Raw genomic sequence first — 16,133 nt, forward strand, 5'->3', positions numbered from 1 at the left:
TCCCTTTACACTTTAAAGAAAACGCTTGCTTTCTTTTCTTATAGGCTTGTATATAGTACAATGTGAACAGTGAAACTGGATTCAGGAGGGATAACGGCATGTCAATTCAAATGGAAAACGATTATGGGAAAATTGATATAACGAATGAGACAATCGCCCGGATCGTCGGTGAAGCTACAATAGAGTGCTACGGGGTTGTAGGAATGGCCTCTAGACATCAAATTCGGGACGGACTGACAGAAATTCTGAGAAAAGAAAACTTCAGTAGAGGTGTCATCGTTAGAAACGCTGGTGCTGACACACAAATCGATCTGTATATTATTGTTGGGTATGGGACAAAAATTACTGAAGTTGCCTACCAAGTACAATCCAAAGTACAGTATACACTTAAAAAAACACTCGGGATGAAAATCGGTTCCGTCAATATTTATGTACAGGGCGTTCGTGTGACGAACCCGTGAAGGAGGAACACAGTTCTATGAAGTTGATGGATGGACTACAGTTTGCAGAGATGGTGAAGATGGGTGCGTACCACCTTAAACAAAATGCGGATTATGTGGATTCCCTAAATGTATTTCCCGTTCCAGATGGGGACACTGGAACAAATATGAATTTATCGATGACTTCGGGTGCAAAAGAGACGGAAGCGAACGTTTCTGCTCACCTAGGGAAGACTTCGCAAGCATTGTCTAAAGGCTTGTTAATGGGCGCTCGTGGAAATTCGGGTGTGATTTTGTCACAATTGTTCCGTGGTTTTGGTAAATCAGTCGAAGACAAAGAATCGTTAACGGCAAGTGAATTTGCTGAAGCGCTCAGATATGGTGTGGAAACGGCTTATAAAGCTGTAATGAAGCCTGTGGAAGGCACGATTTTAACGGTTGCAAAAGATGCAGCAGCTGTTGCTGTAGAAACAGCAACGACGGAAACGGATCTCATTCAGTTAATGGAAGCGGTTTTGACAGAAGCAAAAGCTTCTCTCAAAAGGACACCAGATCTATTGCCAGTCTTGAAAGAGGTTGGCGTTGTAGATAGTGGCGGACAAGGTCTCGTGTACGTTTACGAAGGATTTTTGGCTTGTCTTAAAGGTGAAGAATTGCCGGAACGAACAGTTGTCCAGTCAATGGACGAACTTGTAAATGCAGAACACCATCGGAATGTACAAGGTTTTATGGATACTGCTGATATTGAGTTTGGATATTGTACGGAGTTCATGGTGAGATTTGAAGACGAAAAAACGAAGGATCATCCTTTTGATGAAAATGACTTCAGACTCCAGTTGAATGACATGGGTGACTCGTTACTTGTTATTTCTGATGAGGAAATTGCGAAAGTACATATTCATACAGAAAACCCAGGAGATGCTTTATCTTGCGGTCAACAGTATGGTTCCCTCATCAATATTAAAATTGAGAACATGCGCCAACAACACATGGACATTGTGGGGGATCAATCAGCACGTAAAAATTCCACTGCAAAGAAAGCACCTTATGCAATCGTGACGGTTGCAATGGGTGAAGGAATTGCAGAGTTGCTCAGAAGTATCGGGGCCTCCTACGTAATTGAAGGCGGACAAACGATGAACCCTTCTACTGAAGATATCGTCAAGGCGATTCAAGAAGTGGGGGCGGAACGCGTTCTAATCTTACCGAACAATAAGAATATCGTGTTAGCTGCTGAACAAGCGGCTGAAGTGATTGGAATCGAAGCGTCAGTCGTTCCAACAAAGTCTGTACCTGAAGGGCTTGCAGCCATTTTAGCCTTTAACCCTGAAGCAGACGTGACGACGAATGCAAAATCCATGAACGCAGCAGCTTCTGTTGTGAAAACCGGTCAGGTAACTACAGCAGTTCGAGATACTTCGATTGATGGCGTTTCAATTCATACAGATGATTACATGGCTATATCGAATGGGAAGATTACAGTAGCTACACCTTCACTAGAAACGACAATGAAGTCATTAATTGACGATATGATCACAGAAGATGATGAAATCGTAACAGTGATTTACGGTGAAGACGTTTCTGAACAAGATGCAAAACAGATGGTTGCTTATATTGAAGGTCAGTTTGAACACGTCGAAATTGAATTGTATAACGGGAAACAGCCGTTATACCCTTATATTTTGTCAGTGGAATAACAGAAAATGAAAAGCGTCACGACTCCTAGTCGTTGGCGCTTTTTGTCCGTTTATAAGTGGTTATGAATTTTGTTTTCTAGCAGCTGTTCGTGTAGAATGAATACTAGGAATATGGGTAAAAGGGGGAGTTATTGTTGAAATTCAGATCCGTTTTTGAAATTATCGGGCCAGTCATGATTGGACCCTCATCATCACATACAGCAGGTGCTGCACGTATTGGTCTTGTAGCAAGAGATTTGTTTGGACGTCAACCAGAATGGGCAACGATTCACTTATATGGGTCATTCGCAGAGACTTATAAAGGTCATGGAACAGACGTTGCGATTATCGGCGGACTTCTCGGTTACGATACGTTCGACGAGAGAATCCGCACGGCGTTTGAAGATGCGGATAGGCTGGGCATGTCATATGAATTTATAGCCGAAGAAGAAGAGATGGACCATCCGAATACGGCTAAGCTAGTCATCGGAGATAAAGAAGGCGTCATGGAACTCATTGGAATCTCAATTGGTGGGGGCACGATGGAAGTGGTCGAACTGAATGGCTTTCCACTTCGCTTATCCGGCCATTTCCCAGCATTACTCGTTGTTCATGATGATCGTGCGGGTGTTATTGCTAATGTATCGAACGCGATTGCTGCGCAAGATATGAATATTGCTCATATGGAAGTGGGACGTAAAGAAAAAGGGAAAATGGCGCTTATGGTCATTGAAGTCGATCAAGTCGTCAACGATGAGCTGATTGAAGAATTGCGCGCACTTCCGAATGTTACACAAGTATCGACATTGGCGAACTAAGGGGGCAGTTATAATGGATATTTTGTTTTCAAACGTAAAAGAACTTGTGGAGATTGCTGAAAAAGAGCAACAACCGATTTCAGAGATCATGATTCGTCAAGAAATGTTATTAACGCGTAGATCACGTGAAGAGATAATTGCGCAAATGGAAAACAACCTTGCAGTCATGGAAAGTTCTGTGGAAGAGGGATTAAAAGGTGTCCACTCTTCATCCGGTTTAACGGGAGGCGATGCAGTTCTTATTCAAAATTACATGAAAACGGGTAAATCTTTATCTGGCGAACTATTGCTAGATGCAGTAAGTAAAGCAGTCGCAACCAATGAAGTAAATGCAGCAATGGGAATGATTTGCGCGACTCCTACTGCTGGAGCTGCCGGGATTGTTCCAGGTACATTGTTTGCGGTGAAAAACAAACTCAATCCGACACATGAAGAGATGGTCAATTATTTGTTCACGACAGGGGCTTTCGGGTTTATCGTAGCGAATAATGCATCCATTTCCGGTGCTGCAGGTGGATGTCAAGCGGAGACGGGATCTGCTGCATCGATGGCGGCAGCAGCGATTGTTGAAATGGCTGGAGGAACGCCTCAGCAAAGTGCGGAAGCCTTTTCAATTGTAATGAAAAATATGCTTGGTCTCGTCTGCGATCCGGTCGCAGGGCTCGTCGAGGTACCATGCGTGAAGCGTAATGCAATGGGCGCAGCCAAAGCACTCGTTGGTGCCGATATGGCGCTTGCTGGAGTCGTAAGTGTGATTCCAACCGATGAAGTTATTGAAGCCATGCATAAAATCGGACAATCGATGCCATCTGCTTTGCGTGAAACCGCAAAAGGTGGACTTGCTGCTACCCCTACAGGCAAAGCGTTGGAAGCAAAAATATTTGGTAAGGACAAGGAATCACGTGACACGGTCACTAAGTGAGCCTGTTACCGTACTAAAAGGAATTGGCAAGTCAGCTGGCGAGCAGCTGGAAAAGCTAGGTGTTGAAACAATTGAAGAATTAGTTATGATGTTTCCATACAGGCATGAGGATTTTAGACTGAAAGATTTGTCTGAAACCCCTCACGAGGAACGTGTAACGATTGAAGGACGGGTGGAGAGTGTTCCATCCGTCCTGTTTACCGGGAAGAAACGTTCTCGGATGCAAATTCAGTTGTTAGTCGGAAACCATCTTGTTAAAGCGGTATTTTTCAACCAACATTATTTAAAAGATCGGCTTCATCCAGGACAAATCGTGACCATCACAGGGAAATGGGATCGAGGCAGACAGCTCATTAATGTGAGCAATTTTAAAGACGGACCAAAAATCGGACAAGCTGACTTTGAACCTGTTTATAGTTTGAAGGGTGTTGTTAAACAGCCGACGTTCAGAAGATGGATGAGGACAGCGTTGGACGATGTCGTGCATGAAATTCCCGAAACGTTGCCTGTGCAGTTGCTAGACTCTTATAAACTTCCAGGAATAGCGGAAACGCTTGAAATGGTTCACTTTCCGAACAGTCCAGAAGACGTGAAACAGGCACGACGTCGTGTTGTGTATGAAGAGTTGCTGCACTTTCAGTTGAAAATGGCTGCGCTCAAGAAAGTGCGTAAAGCGGCAGGGAAAGGCACAACTATAATGTATGATCTGGAGAAGTTGAAGCAATTCATCTCCAGTCTGCCGTTCGAGCTGACAGGCGCTCAAAAACGGGTGGTCAATGAGTTATGTGCAGAGCTGAAAAGCCCATTACGTATGAATCGTCTGCTTCAAGGAGATGTAGGCTCCGGCAAGACGGTTGTAGCAGCCATTGCGCTATATGCCGCTATCACGGCAGGTTTCCAAGGAGCTCTCATGGCGCCGACAGAAATTTTGGCGGAACAACACGCCGAGACACTGGCTAGTTGGCTCGAGCCAGTTGGCGTAAAGGTGGCGTTCTTGTCAGGATCTACAAAGGGAAAAGTACGACGTGAAATTATAGCTCGACTTGAAAGTGGAGAAATCGATTTGCTCATTGGTACGCATGCCCTTATTCAACCAGATGTGAACTTTCATAGGCTTGGTCTGGTCATCACGGATGAACAACACCGATTCGGGGTTGAACAGCGTCGTGTTCTTCGTGACAAAGGGGAGAGTCCGGATGTCCTCTTTATGACGGCGACGCCTATTCCAAGGACACTTGCAATTACTGTGTTCGGTGAAATGGATGTTTCCTTGCTAGATGAAATGCCAGCAGGACGAAAAGAGATTGAGACCCACTGGTTGAAAGAAGATTCACTCGCACCAGTTCTGCGTCGAATGGAAAAAGAATTGCAAGCGGGTAGGCAAGCATATGTCATTTGTCCACTCATAGAGGAATCTGATACGTTGGACGTACAGAATGCTGTTGATGTTTTCAACCAGCTTTCCACGTATTTTTCAGGTCGCTTTACTGTAGGACTTATGCATGGAAGACTTCACTCCGATGAAAAAGATGAAGTTATGCGAGATTTCAGTGAAGGAAAGATCAATTGCTTAGTGTCGACGACTGTTGTCGAAGTAGGTGTGAACGTGCCGAATGCGACATTTATGCTGATCTATGACGCGACACGCTTTGGCCTGGCTCAGCTCCATCAATTGAGAGGGCGTGTCGGTCGTGGTGCTGATCAATCGTATTGTGTTTTATTAGCCGATCCGAAGACTGAAGAAGGTAAAGAGCGCATGATGACGATGGCTGAAACGAATGATGGTTTTTTATTGGCTGAAAAAGATCTTGAGCTCCGTGGCTCGGGCGACTTTTTCGGGAAGAAGCAAAGTGGATTGCCCGAATTTAAAATGGCGGATTTAATCCATGATTATCGTGCGTTGGAAACGGCTCGGCAAGATGCAGAACGTTTGCTTGAAATGGATTCGTTTTGGACAGAGGCTGATTATAAGAACCTCCGGACAACTGTGGAAGAATCAGGTGTATTGCAAAATGAGCGCATTGATTAACAACTAAATAAGGTATCTTTATTTTTGAAAGTAGTTATGCAAAGAGAATTTTGGAATGCTAAGAGAATGTCTCCTCTTGCATTCTTTTTTTTATCTTTATATACTGTTACTATTACCAAGTGCTAAACGTGAGGAGTGACTTATGTTGCGAGTACCTAAAAAAGATCGTCAGCATCAGCTGGCACAGCTGTTGGATGATACTCCTTTTTTAACTGATGAGGAAATCGCACAGCACTTCAGCGTGAGCGTGCAGACCATTCGGCTAGATCGACTTGAATGCGGAATTCCTGAACTGAGAGAACGCATGAGGACCGCAGCGACCGAAACAATTGCGGATAAAGTAAAAGCGCTGCAACAAGAAGAAGTGATCGGAGAAATCATCGATATCGAATTGGATAGCAAAGCACTATCAATTCTCGATATTACACCATTTCACGTGTTCCAAAAAAGTGGCATTGCCCGTGGACACCATTTGTTTGGACAAGCGAATTCACTAGCTGTTGCTGTTCTTGACGATGAGCTCGCACTTACGGCGAAGTCTGTGCTACACTTTGTCAAGCCGGTTAAAGCGGGAGATCGTGTCATTGCTCGAGCGATTGTCCGTGAAAAAAGAGACAAACGGACAGTTGTCGATGTGACCTCCACAGTTGGTGATGAAAAGGTCTTCAGCGGTGAATTTCAAATGTATCGCTCGACTGGAATGAGTCAGGAGGAAGTTGAATGAAAATTGCAGTAGACGCGATGGGCGGCGACCATGCTCCAAAAGAAATCATTGCAGGCGTAATGCAGAGTCTTCAAGAATATAACGATATACATATACAGCTGTTTGGCGACGAGGAAAAAATGAAGCCTTATTTAGCAGCACACGACCGGTTAACCGTTCATCATTGTAGCGAGGTCGTTACCTCGGATGATGAACCTGTAAAAGCGGTCCGAAGAAAGAAAGATGCATCTATGGTCCGTATGGCGAAAGCTGTCAATGACGGAGAAGCAGATGCTTGTGTATCAGCAGGAAACACAGGTGCCTTAATGGCTGCTGGGTTGTTCATCGTCGGTCGAATTAATGGTATTGAAAGACCTGCACTTGCACCAACGCTTCCAACAATTGGTGGAGAGGGATTCGTTTTGCTTGACGTTGGAGCGAATGCGGACGCAAAACCGAGCCAACTCGTTCAATATGCGATTATGGGAAGTATTTATGCAGAAAAAGTTCGTGGTATTCAAAATCCGCGAGTTGGCTTATTGAATATCGGGACAGAAGCAGGAAAAGGAAATGACTTAACAAAAGCAACATATGAGGAATTAATGAAAGCCCCCCTTAACTTTATCGGGAATATTGAAGCTCGTGATTTGTTGACAGGGACAACTGATGTAGCAGTAACCGATGGGTTTACTGGAAACATGGTATTGAAAACGATTGAAGGAACAGCTTCAGGTCTGTTTTCTATGATTAAAGATGTGTTTGCATCTTCCATTAAAACAAAACTCTCTGCAGCACTTGTTAAAGACGATTTGCGCGGCTTGAAAAAGCAGATGGATTATACAGAGTATGGTGGAGCGGGGTTATTCGGTTTGAACGCCCCCGTAATTAAAGCACATGGATCATCCAATGCAAATGCTGTGAAAAATGCTATCCGGCAGGCACGGATCATGGCGGAACATCACGTTAGTGAAACAATTCGTGAAACCATTAAAGAGGAGGAGACACGATGACAAAGGTAGCATTACTATTCCCCGGACAAGGCTCCCAAAAAGTGGGCATGGGTGTTGAATTAGCAGCACAAGAAGGAAGTCAGCATTTTTTTGAAACAGCAGATCGAGAATTAGGATTCGGATTAAGCGAATTGATAACAGACGGGCCACAGGAAGAATTGACAGTTACATATAATGCTCAACCAGCATTGTTAACTGTAGGAGCCATGATATCTGACCGTTTGAAAGAGGCTGGAATTCTGGCTTCCTTTACAGCGGGGCATAGCCTGGGAGAGTATACAGCGCTTTACGCTTCGGGAGTTCTTACTTTTGAAGATGCAGTGAAAACGGTACACAAACGTGGATTATTCATGAACGAGGCAATGCCTGCAGGTGAAGGGGCGATGGCGGCGATTCTAGGACTTGATTTAGAAACTTTGACAGAAGTGACGAAAGCGGTCACTGCTGAAGGGAATCTTGTTCAGCCAGCTAATCTCAACTGCCCAGGGCAAGTTGTTATTTCTGGAACAAAAGCAGGAGTGGATGAAGCGTGTATCCGGTTGAAAGAGGCAGGAGCTAAACGTGCCCTCATGCTTGACGTTAGTGGTCCATTCCATTCAGAACTAATGCGTCCAGCAGCAGGAAAACTTGGTGAAGTGCTAGAAAGTATAGATATGAATAAAGCGGACGTTCCAGTCATTGCCAATGTGACAGCGCAACCCGTAACAGAAAGCATTGAAATAAAACGTTTGTTAATCGAACAGTTATCGTCACCAGTACGATGGGAAGAATCCGTTCGTCAAATGCTAGAATTAGGGGTAACGCAATTCATAGAGTGCGGACCTGGGAAAGTGTTGAGCGGCCTTGTTCGTAAAATCGACAGAAGTGCAACGGTTTGGCCAGTATACGATGAAGAGACACTAAATGCAGTGGTAGAAGCGTCGAAGGAGTGGTCGTAATGGGAAAGTTTGCAGGGAAAACAGCAGTTGTAACAGGTGCGTCTAGAGGGATTGGTCGTGAAGTGGCCTTATTACTCGCTCGTGAAGGTGCAAATGTGACAGTTAACTACAGCGGAAGCCAGGAACGAGCAGAACAAGTTGTTCACGAAATCGAAACGAATGGTGGAAAAGCGATCGCTGTTCAAGCGGATGTGACATCAGCAGATAGTGTGAAAGCTCTTATGGATCAAACCATTGAGACATTCGGGTCGATTGATCTCCTTGTCAATAATGCAGGAATCACAAAAGATAATTTACTCATGCGTATGAAAGAAAACGAGTGGGATGCGGTTGTCGATACGAATTTAAAAGGCGTTTTCTTATGCACGAAAGCGGTATCTAGACAGATGATGAAGCAACGTGCGGGTCGTATCGTGAATATGGCATCAGTTGTTGGAATTGCTGGTAACCCAGGTCAAGCAAACTATGTAGCTGCGAAGGCCGGCGTGATTGGACTGACGAAAACGACAGCCAAAGAACTGGCATCTCGTGGAATTACGGTCAATGCAGTCGCACCGGGATTCATCACCACAGACATGACAGATGCATTAGGGGATGACACGAAAGATCAGTTGCTCAGTGGGATTCCATTAGGATCATTAGGACACCCTGAAGATGTTGCAAAAGCAGTTGCTTTCTTCTTGTCTGATGATGCGTCTTATGTAACTGGACAAGTATTGAATGTAGATGGCGGCATGGTGATGTAAGAGGGTTTCGTTTTTAATCTCTTGAATTAGGATTTTTTGACTTGATGGGGTCGTCCTAAACGGCCGCATCCGCTTTTTGTACGATCCAGCTCCGGCAGCCAGGGGCTCGGGGTTGCTTCAGAGAAACCGACAAGGTAAAGAGCACCTTGACGGTTTCTCTTCCAGCACCTGTCGCCCCTAATCAGGCTGCCTGCGCTTTTTGCATGATCCAGCTCCGGTGGCCAGAGGCTCGGGGTCGCTTCGGAATATGAAAACAGGACAGGGAGCGTCCTGTTGTTCAATTCCTCCAGCGCCTGTCGCCTCTACACGGCCACCTACGCTTTACTCTTAATCCAGCTCCTGCAGCCAGGGATCGGGGTCGTTTCGGAAGGAAAAACAGGACAAAGAGCGTCCTGCTGTTTCCTTCCTCCAACGCCCGTCGCCCTTAACGGCTGCATCCGCTTTTTGCACAATCCAGCTCCGGCAGCCAGGGGCTCGGGGTTGCTTCAGAGAAACCGACAAGGTAAAGAGCACCTTGACGGTTTCTCTTCCAGCACCTGTCGCCCCTAATCAGGCTGCCTGCGCTTTTCTAATAATCCAGCTCCTGCAGCCAGGGCTCGGGGTCGTTTCGGAAGGAAAAACAGGACAAAGAGCGTCCTGCTGTTTCCTTCCTCCAACGCCCGTCGCCCTTAACGGCTGCATCCGCTTTTTACTTTGAAAGGAGGTGAATTACATTGGCTACAGTTTTAGAGCGTGTTACTAAGGTAGTTGTCGACCGTTTGGGAGTCGATGAAAGCGAAGTGAAACCAGAAGCTTCTTTCACTGATGATCTTGGTGCTGACTCATTGGATGTTGTTGAATTGGTTATGGAATTAGAAGACGAATTCGACATGGAAATTTCTGATGATGATGCTGAAAAAATCAGTACTGTTGGAAGTGCTGTCTCATATATCGAAGAAAAAACTAAATGAGTATAGCACAGAGACTCTTTCGACCGTTCACATTAGGTCGGGAGTGTCTCTTTTCTATTTTGCACTACGCTAGCGGACAAGGTAGAATAAAGAGGAACTTGTTAAAGAAGGGCGGATTTATTGAATGACGACGAACAAAAGAGTAAAAGATAAGCCAGCTAAAACCGTGTTACCAGTAGCGGTTCGAAAAAAGTTTGAGGAACTGCAAGAACGACTTGATGTTCGCTTTCAGAATGTATTCTTGCTGTACAATGCCTTTACCCATTCATCCTATGTGAATGAGCACCGAGGTAAGAAATTCTCGGACAATGAACGGTTGGAGTTTTTAGGAGATGCCGTGCTAGAACTGGCAGTGTCGCAATATTTGTTTGCAACTGAACCCAACAAAAGTGAAGGAGAGTTGACGAAGTTGCGCGCGGCAATTGTTTGTGAACCGTCTCTCGTGACGTTCTCTACGGAGCTTAACTTTGGAGACTATATCCTTTTAGGAAAAGGTGAAGAACTGACTGGAGGACGCACACGACCTGCTCTACTAGCAGATGTGTTTGAAGCATTTATCGGAGCTCTTTATCTCGATCAAGGATTTGAAGTGTCGATTGATTTTCTAGAACGTACGGTATTCCCTAAAATTGGACTTGGAGCTTTTTCGCATGTGATGGATTACAAAAGCCGGTTACAAGAAATTGTCCAACAGACAAATCATGGGCAGCTTAACTATCGGATTGTTGAAGAATCAGGTCCTGCACATGCGAAAAAGTTTCTCACATACGTACAGCTTGGAGACGCAAAACTTGGAGAAGGTATCGGAAGATCGAAAAAAGAAGCTGAACAGGAAGCGGCTCGTCAGGCGATCCAGCAGTTATTGGATGAGCATACGAAAGAGGAGAGCTGAACGTGTTTTTAAAACGTCTTGAAATTATCGGATTTAAATCATTCGCCGAAAAGGTATCCGTTGAATTTGTACCTGGTGTCACGGCCGTTGTTGGTCCAAATGGTAGCGGCAAAAGTAATATCATCGATGCGATTCGATGGGTACTTGGTGAACAATCTGCCAAATCGTTGCGAGGGGCGAAAATGCAAGATGTTATTTTTGCCGGCAGTGATTCCAGGAAACCTTTGAACTTTGCCGAAGTAACACTGATTTTAGATAACACAACTGGGCTATTTCCGCTCGATTATACTGAAATCAGTGTAAGTAGACGCGTGTTCCGGTCAGGAGAGAGTTCCTTTCAACTGAATGGGCAAGCATGTCGTCTAAAAGACATTAACGATGTCTTTGTAGACTCGGGTCTAGGGAAAGAAGCATTTTCAATCATTTCACAAGGACGGGTTGACGAAATATTGAATAGTCGACCTGAAGACCGGAGAAGCATATTTGACGAAGCTGCAGGCGTGTTGAAGTACCGGATGCGTAAAAAGAAAGCAGAGTTTAAGCTTATTGAAACAGATGATAATCTGGATCGTATTCTAGATATCTTAAAGGAACTCGATGACCGGATGGAACCGCTAGCTGCGAATGCCCGTGCAGCTGAGCGTCATGGACAGCTTGTGACTGAATTGAGAGAGGCCGATGTGCGTCTTCTCAATGTTGAGGCATCCTATCTGCAAACGGAACTATTGAAGAATAAAACAGTTGTGGAAAGCAAGACGAAAGAAAAACTTGAACTCGAAAAAGAAGCGAATATTGCTGAACACCAACTGCAACAAGCTAAATCTACACTTTCTTTTTTAGATAAAAAGATTTCAGAACTTCAAGAACAGCACGTCGTATCGAGCTCTGAAGCCGAGAAGTGGGAAGGACGACGACTTCTTTCTCTGGAAAAACAACGCAACGTTAAAGATCGGTCTAAGCGTCTTACAGAGGATTTGGCGAGCTTAAAGCAATTGCTTCTCCAACTGGAAGCGAAAAGAGCAGAACTCACACAACATAATCATGAAACTGAACTTCAATTATCTAGCATGACTGAAGAAATGACGTCGATTTCAAGAAAATTGAAACGTTCTCTTGCTGAAACTGAACAAGAAATTGAAAATCTAAAATCGACATATATTGAAGTGTTAAACGAAGAAGCAACCGTTCGCAATGAGTTGAAACATATTGAGGAACGTCTCGCAGGTGAGCAGTATTCATCGGAAAAGACTGGCAAGCAAACGGAAGTCCTTCGATCTAAACTCGACACACTTCATGAATTGAAAGAGCAGCAGACTTCTGAGCTGGGCAAGCTTAAACGAAACATGGAGGAAGCGACGAAACAGGTAACAACGAATCGTTCGCAGCTTCAAAAAACAGAAATCCAGCTTGAAGAGACGAAAACCATGCATCAGCAAGCTGTTAACAAGCGCTACGAACTACAAGGAAGACTTCGTGCTTTAAAGAGTATGGAAGCAGATTTTTCTGGATTTTATTCGGGAGTTAAAGAAGTGCTTGTGGCTAAACAAGCGGGAACACTCCAAGGAATTGAAGGCGCTGTAGCTGAATTGATATCTGTGGATAAAAAACATATCAAAGCAGTAGAGACTGCGCTCGGTGGGGCTATGCAACATATTATCGCCACAACTGAGCGAGATGCTAGAGCTGCCATCGGCTTCTTAAAAAAGAAGAATGCGGGGCGTGCAACGTTCTTGCCGCTCGATGTGATGAAGGCACGCTTTGTTCCGAAAGATGTTTTATCCAAAGTCACCCATCATCCTGACTTTGTTGGAACGGCTGATCAACTTGTAACCGTCCAATCAGCTTACCGAAATGTGACGGCGAATTTACTCGGAGCATCCATTGTTGCAAAAACACTGAATGGTGCCTCTGAAATTGCTAAACTTGCTGGTTATCGATTCCGAATTGTCACTCTGGATGGGGATGTTGTGAATGCGGGAGGTTCGCTTACAGGTGGGGGTTCAAAAGTACAATCGACCGTATTCTCCCGCAAAGCTGAACTGGAAACGTTAACGAGCCAACTCGATCAGTTAAATCGTTCGATTGGTACCGCAGAGGAAAAGTTAAGTGCTATCAAACTGACGATTGCTAGTGAGATGCAAAAAGCTTCGATATCCGCGCAAAACATGGAAGAACTGCAGCTCGCCATTACTCGTCTTGACTCAAATCTTCAAGAGACGACCTTTGAAATCCGAACTGCTGAATCCGAATGGAAAACGATTGAAGCTGGAAGACAAGGTTCAGAGGATACGCGTAGTTCACTATTTGCGAAACGAGAGGAACTTCAGTTGCAGCGAGAACGTTTGACAGCGCAGCAACAAGAAATTCAAACTTCAGTTGCTTCTCTAGAACGTCTCGCTGCAGATCGTCGCAACGAAGAACAAGCCCTTCGGGAGCGTTATAGTGAGCTGCGTGAGGAAACTGCAATTTTACGTGAGCAAGTAACCAATCGATCGTCTCTTGCAACCTCAGCGGAACAAGAACTGCAAGATGCAAAACGCAAATTTGTTCAAACGGAAGAAGAACTTCAATTTTTGGCAGGTCAAGAAGAAGGAGAAGTTCTGACCCCTGAAGAAATTGAGCAACGTATAGCTACAGAAACAAATATTGTTACTAAAGTGAAATCAGAACTACTCGATAAACGGACAGAACGGGATCAACTTGCACGTTCTTGTGATGAGCAGGAGACCACACTAAAACAGCTATCTGACCAGATTCGAAACATCTCTTCAGAACTCGGCAATTTGAATGTCACGTTTTCTAGAAATGAAGTGAAGCTGGAGTCCGTCCTTATACGTTTACTTGAAGATTACGGACTTCACCCTGATTACGAAGTTCCTAAAGATTTCAATGCCTCCGGTGTGAGAGCTCGTGTGGAACAGTTGAAACGAGAGGTTGAATCCTTAGGTCCAGTGAATCCAGGAGCAGTAGAAGAGTACAAAGAAGTGCTCGAAAGACATACTTTCCTAACTGACCAACGAAACGATCTATTAGAAGCGAAAACGACGCTAGAAGAAGCGATGTCCGAAATGGATATGGAAATGAAAACGAGATTTAAGTCCACGTTTGACGCTGTACAACAACGTTTCCGTACCGTTTTCAAGGAAATGTTTGGTGGTGGGGAAGCAGATCTAGTTCTAACAGATCCAGAAAACCTACTAGAGACAGGTGTGGATATCATCGCTCGACCACCAGGGAAAAAGCTTCAGAATTTGAGCCTTCTTTCAGGAGGAGAACGTGCGTTGACAGCAATTACGTTGTTGTTTTCCATTATCGAAGTACGCCCAGTGCCATTTTGTATATTGGATGAAGTCGAGGCAGCATTGGATGAAGCGAATGTCATTCGGTATAGTCGTTATTTGAAAAAGTTTTCGGAAGATACTCAGTTCATCGTCATTACCCATCGTAAAGGGACGATGGAAGGAGCCGATGTCCTGTACGGAATTACGATGCAAGAATCCGGCGTATCCCGACTCATATCAGTAAAAATGTCCGAAGTTCCAGAAACTGCATTGAGCACACCATAATTTTATAAAGGAATGTGAGAATGATGTCTTTTTTTAAGAAAATGAAAGAGAAAATCACAGGTACGAATGATTCGGTCACTGGTAAATTTAAAGAGGGGTTAACTAAAACTCGCGACTCATTCACGTCTAAAGTGAATGATTTGGTTGCCCGTTTCCGTGAAATCGATGAAGAGTTTTTCGAGGAATTAGAAGAGGTCTTGCTACAAGCTGATGTTGGATATGAAACAGTAATGGAATTGATCGACCTACTGAAAGTCGAAGTTCAACGTAAGAATATTAAAGATACAGCTGGCATTCAAACGGTTATTTCTGAAAAACTTGTTGAAATCTATAATTCTCAAGGTGATAGTGACAACAGCTTAAATATCCAAGAAAACGGAATCACAGTTCTTCTCATGGTAGGAGTGAATGGCGTAGGCAAAACTACGACAATTGGTAAACTAGCTTCCCGTTTGAAAGCTGAAGGAAAGACTGTCATGCTTGCAGCAGGTGATACATTCCGCGCTGGGGCTATCGACCAACTTGTTGTTTGGGGAGAACGTGCCGGAGTTGAAGTGATTCGACAGTCTGAAGGATCAGATCCAGCTGCTGTTATGTTTGATGCCGTTAGTGCTGCAAAAAAACGTAACGTAGATGTCTTGATTTGCGATACGGCTGGTCGTTTACAAAACAAAGTGAATTTGATGAATGAATTGCAAAAAGTTCACCGCGTCATCGGTCGTGAAATTCCAGGTGCTCCTCATGAAGTGCTACTTGCACTTGATGCGACAACTGGGCAAAATGCATTGATCCAAGCTGAAACGTTTAAAGAAGCTACCGACGTGACCGGGATTGTGCTTACGAAGCTTGACGGTACTGCAAAAGGTGGAATCGTTTTAGCGATCCGCAACAAGTTAAACATCCCTGTTAAGTTTGTAGGGTTAGGAGAAGGGATAGATGATTTGCAGCCATTCGACCCTGAAAAGTATGTGTACGGACTTTTTGCAGACGGACTTGAATTGGAAGCAGTTAAAGAATCCAGTGACGATCAAGACAAGTAAAATGCCTTGACGGAGGTTGGAGCAACAGCTACTATTAAGAGAAGGTCCGAGGAGGATTTGTACATGTTAGAGAAAACGACCCGTGTTAACTTCCTCTTTGATTTTTATCAATCGTTATTGACGGATAAGCAGCGTATCTATATGGAACTGTATTATCTAGACGATTTGTCATTAGGCGAAATTGCGGAGGAGTACGAAGTATCCAGACAAGCTGTCTATGATAATGTCCGCAGAACAGAAGCGATGCTCGAAGACTATGAAGCAAAGCTTTCGTTGTTCAATAAATTTCAAGAACGCTCAGAGTTAATCGAGCAGATCGAACAGCGACTTTCCACTGAAAAAGCGCTGACAGATGAAGTGCAAATTTTATTACAACAAATTAAAGAACACGACTAAGGGGGCT

General features: G+C 44.3%; 14 protein-coding genes. All 14 read left to right on the forward strand.

Annotation, left to right across the window (positions count from 1 at the left end; all coding sequences use genetic code 11):
- Positions 1 to 98 precede the first annotated feature (98 nt).
- Positions 99 to 461, forward strand: coding sequence for an Asp23/Gls24 family envelope stress response protein (locus M3197_RS04175; RefSeq protein WP_251658831.1), 363 nt, complete (start codon positions 99 to 101; stop codon positions 459 to 461).
- A gap of 17 nt (positions 462 to 478) precedes the next feature.
- Positions 479 to 2,137: a DAK2 domain-containing protein gene (locus M3197_RS04180; protein ID WP_251658834.1), complete on the forward strand. Its 1,659-nt coding sequence runs from the start codon at positions 479 to 481 to the stop codon at positions 2,135 to 2,137.
- A gap of 134 nt (positions 2,138 to 2,271) precedes the next feature.
- Positions 2,272 to 2,934: an L-serine ammonia-lyase, iron-sulfur-dependent subunit beta gene (gene sdaAB / locus M3197_RS04185; protein WP_251658836.1), complete on the forward strand. Its 663-nt coding sequence runs from the start codon at positions 2,272 to 2,274 to the stop codon at positions 2,932 to 2,934.
- Between the two features lie 13 nt (positions 2,935 to 2,947).
- Complete coding sequence (gene sdaAA, locus M3197_RS04190) at positions 2,948 to 3,856, forward strand: L-serine ammonia-lyase, iron-sulfur-dependent, subunit alpha (RefSeq protein ID WP_251658838.1); 909 nt, start codon at positions 2,948 to 2,950, stop codon at positions 3,854 to 3,856.
- Positions 3,837 to 5,885: an ATP-dependent DNA helicase RecG gene (recG, locus tag M3197_RS04195; RefSeq protein ID WP_251658840.1), complete on the forward strand. Its 2,049-nt coding sequence runs from the start codon at positions 3,837 to 3,839 to the stop codon at positions 5,883 to 5,885. The genes sdaAA and recG overlap by 20 nt, the downstream gene beginning before the upstream one ends.
- 145 nt (positions 5,886 to 6,030) lie before the next feature.
- Positions 6,031 to 6,609: a transcription factor FapR gene (gene fapR, locus M3197_RS04200; protein ID WP_251658842.1), complete on the forward strand. Its 579-nt coding sequence runs from the start codon at positions 6,031 to 6,033 to the stop codon at positions 6,607 to 6,609.
- Positions 6,606 to 7,598, forward strand: coding sequence for a phosphate acyltransferase PlsX (gene plsX / locus M3197_RS04205; RefSeq protein WP_251658845.1), 993 nt, complete (start codon positions 6,606 to 6,608; stop codon positions 7,596 to 7,598). Before fapR ends, plsX begins: the two co-directional genes overlap by 4 nt.
- Positions 7,595 to 8,536 carry an ACP S-malonyltransferase gene (gene fabD / locus M3197_RS04210; protein ID WP_251658847.1) on the forward strand — a complete coding sequence of 314 codons (942 nt, stop codon included), beginning with the start codon at positions 7,595 to 7,597 and terminating at the stop codon, positions 8,534 to 8,536. The genes plsX and fabD overlap by 4 nt, the downstream gene beginning before the upstream one ends.
- Entirely contained in the window at positions 8,536 to 9,282 is a 747-nt protein-coding gene (gene fabG / locus M3197_RS04215) for a 3-oxoacyl-[acyl-carrier-protein] reductase (RefSeq protein ID WP_251658855.1), read from the forward strand. Before fabD ends, fabG begins: the two co-directional genes overlap by 1 nt.
- 713 nt (positions 9,283 to 9,995) lie before the next feature.
- Entirely contained in the window at positions 9,996 to 10,232 is a 237-nt protein-coding gene (locus M3197_RS04220; RefSeq protein ID WP_025785086.1) for an acyl carrier protein, read from the forward strand.
- A 124-nt stretch (positions 10,233 to 10,356) separates the two neighbouring features.
- Complete coding sequence (rnc, locus tag M3197_RS04225; RefSeq protein WP_251658869.1) at positions 10,357 to 11,124, forward strand: ribonuclease III; 768 nt, start codon at positions 10,357 to 10,359, stop codon at positions 11,122 to 11,124.
- A 2-nt stretch (positions 11,125 to 11,126) separates the two neighbouring features.
- Positions 11,127 to 14,690 carry a chromosome segregation protein SMC gene (smc, locus tag M3197_RS04230; protein ID WP_251658871.1) on the forward strand — a complete coding sequence of 1,188 codons (3,564 nt, stop codon included), beginning with the start codon at positions 11,127 to 11,129 and terminating at the stop codon, positions 14,688 to 14,690.
- A 23-nt stretch (positions 14,691 to 14,713) separates the two neighbouring features.
- The gene (gene ftsY / locus M3197_RS04235) at positions 14,714 to 15,730 is read left to right on the forward strand and encodes a signal recognition particle-docking protein FtsY (protein ID WP_251658873.1); all 1,017 of its coding nucleotides are present in this window, start codon (positions 14,714 to 14,716) and stop codon (positions 15,728 to 15,730) included.
- 63 nt (positions 15,731 to 15,793) lie between these two features.
- On the forward strand, positions 15,794 to 16,126 hold the full coding sequence (locus M3197_RS04240; protein ID WP_025785080.1) for a putative DNA-binding protein: 333 nt from the start codon (positions 15,794 to 15,796) through the stop codon (positions 16,124 to 16,126).
- Positions 16,127 to 16,133: the final 7 nt, after the last annotated feature.

Origin of the sequence: Sporosarcina aquimarina (genome assembly GCF_023715615.1) — a bacterium.
Classification (GTDB): domain Bacteria; phylum Bacillota; class Bacilli; order Bacillales_A; family Planococcaceae; genus Sporosarcina; species Sporosarcina aquimarina_A.

What these genes read in the sequence shown, in the direction of transcription:
- M3197_RS04175 (WP_251658831.1), top strand. Translation starts at nt 99, where the DNA reads ATGTCAATTCAAATGGAAAACGATTATGGGAAAATTGATATAACGAAT.
- M3197_RS04180 (WP_251658834.1), top strand. Translation starts at nt 479, where the DNA reads ATGAAGTTGATGGATGGACTACAGTTTGCAGAGATGGTGAAGATGGGT.
- sdaAA (WP_251658838.1), top strand. Translation starts at nt 2,948, where the DNA reads ATGGATATTTTGTTTTCAAACGTAAAAGAACTTGTGGAGATTGCTGAA.
- plsX (WP_251658845.1), top strand. Translation starts at nt 6,606, where the DNA reads ATGAAAATTGCAGTAGACGCGATGGGCGGCGACCATGCTCCAAAAGAA.
- fabD (WP_251658847.1), top strand. Translation starts at nt 7,595, where the DNA reads ATGACAAAGGTAGCATTACTATTCCCCGGACAAGGCTCCCAAAAAGTG.
- fabG (WP_251658855.1), top strand. Translation starts at nt 8,536, where the DNA reads ATGGGAAAGTTTGCAGGGAAAACAGCAGTTGTAACAGGTGCGTCTAGA.
- rnc (WP_251658869.1), top strand. Translation starts at nt 10,357, where the DNA reads ATGACGACGAACAAAAGAGTAAAAGATAAGCCAGCTAAAACCGTGTTA.
- ftsY (WP_251658873.1), top strand. Translation starts at nt 14,714, where the DNA reads ATGTCTTTTTTTAAGAAAATGAAAGAGAAAATCACAGGTACGAATGAT.
- M3197_RS04240 (WP_025785080.1), top strand. Translation starts at nt 15,794, where the DNA reads ATGTTAGAGAAAACGACCCGTGTTAACTTCCTCTTTGATTTTTATCAA.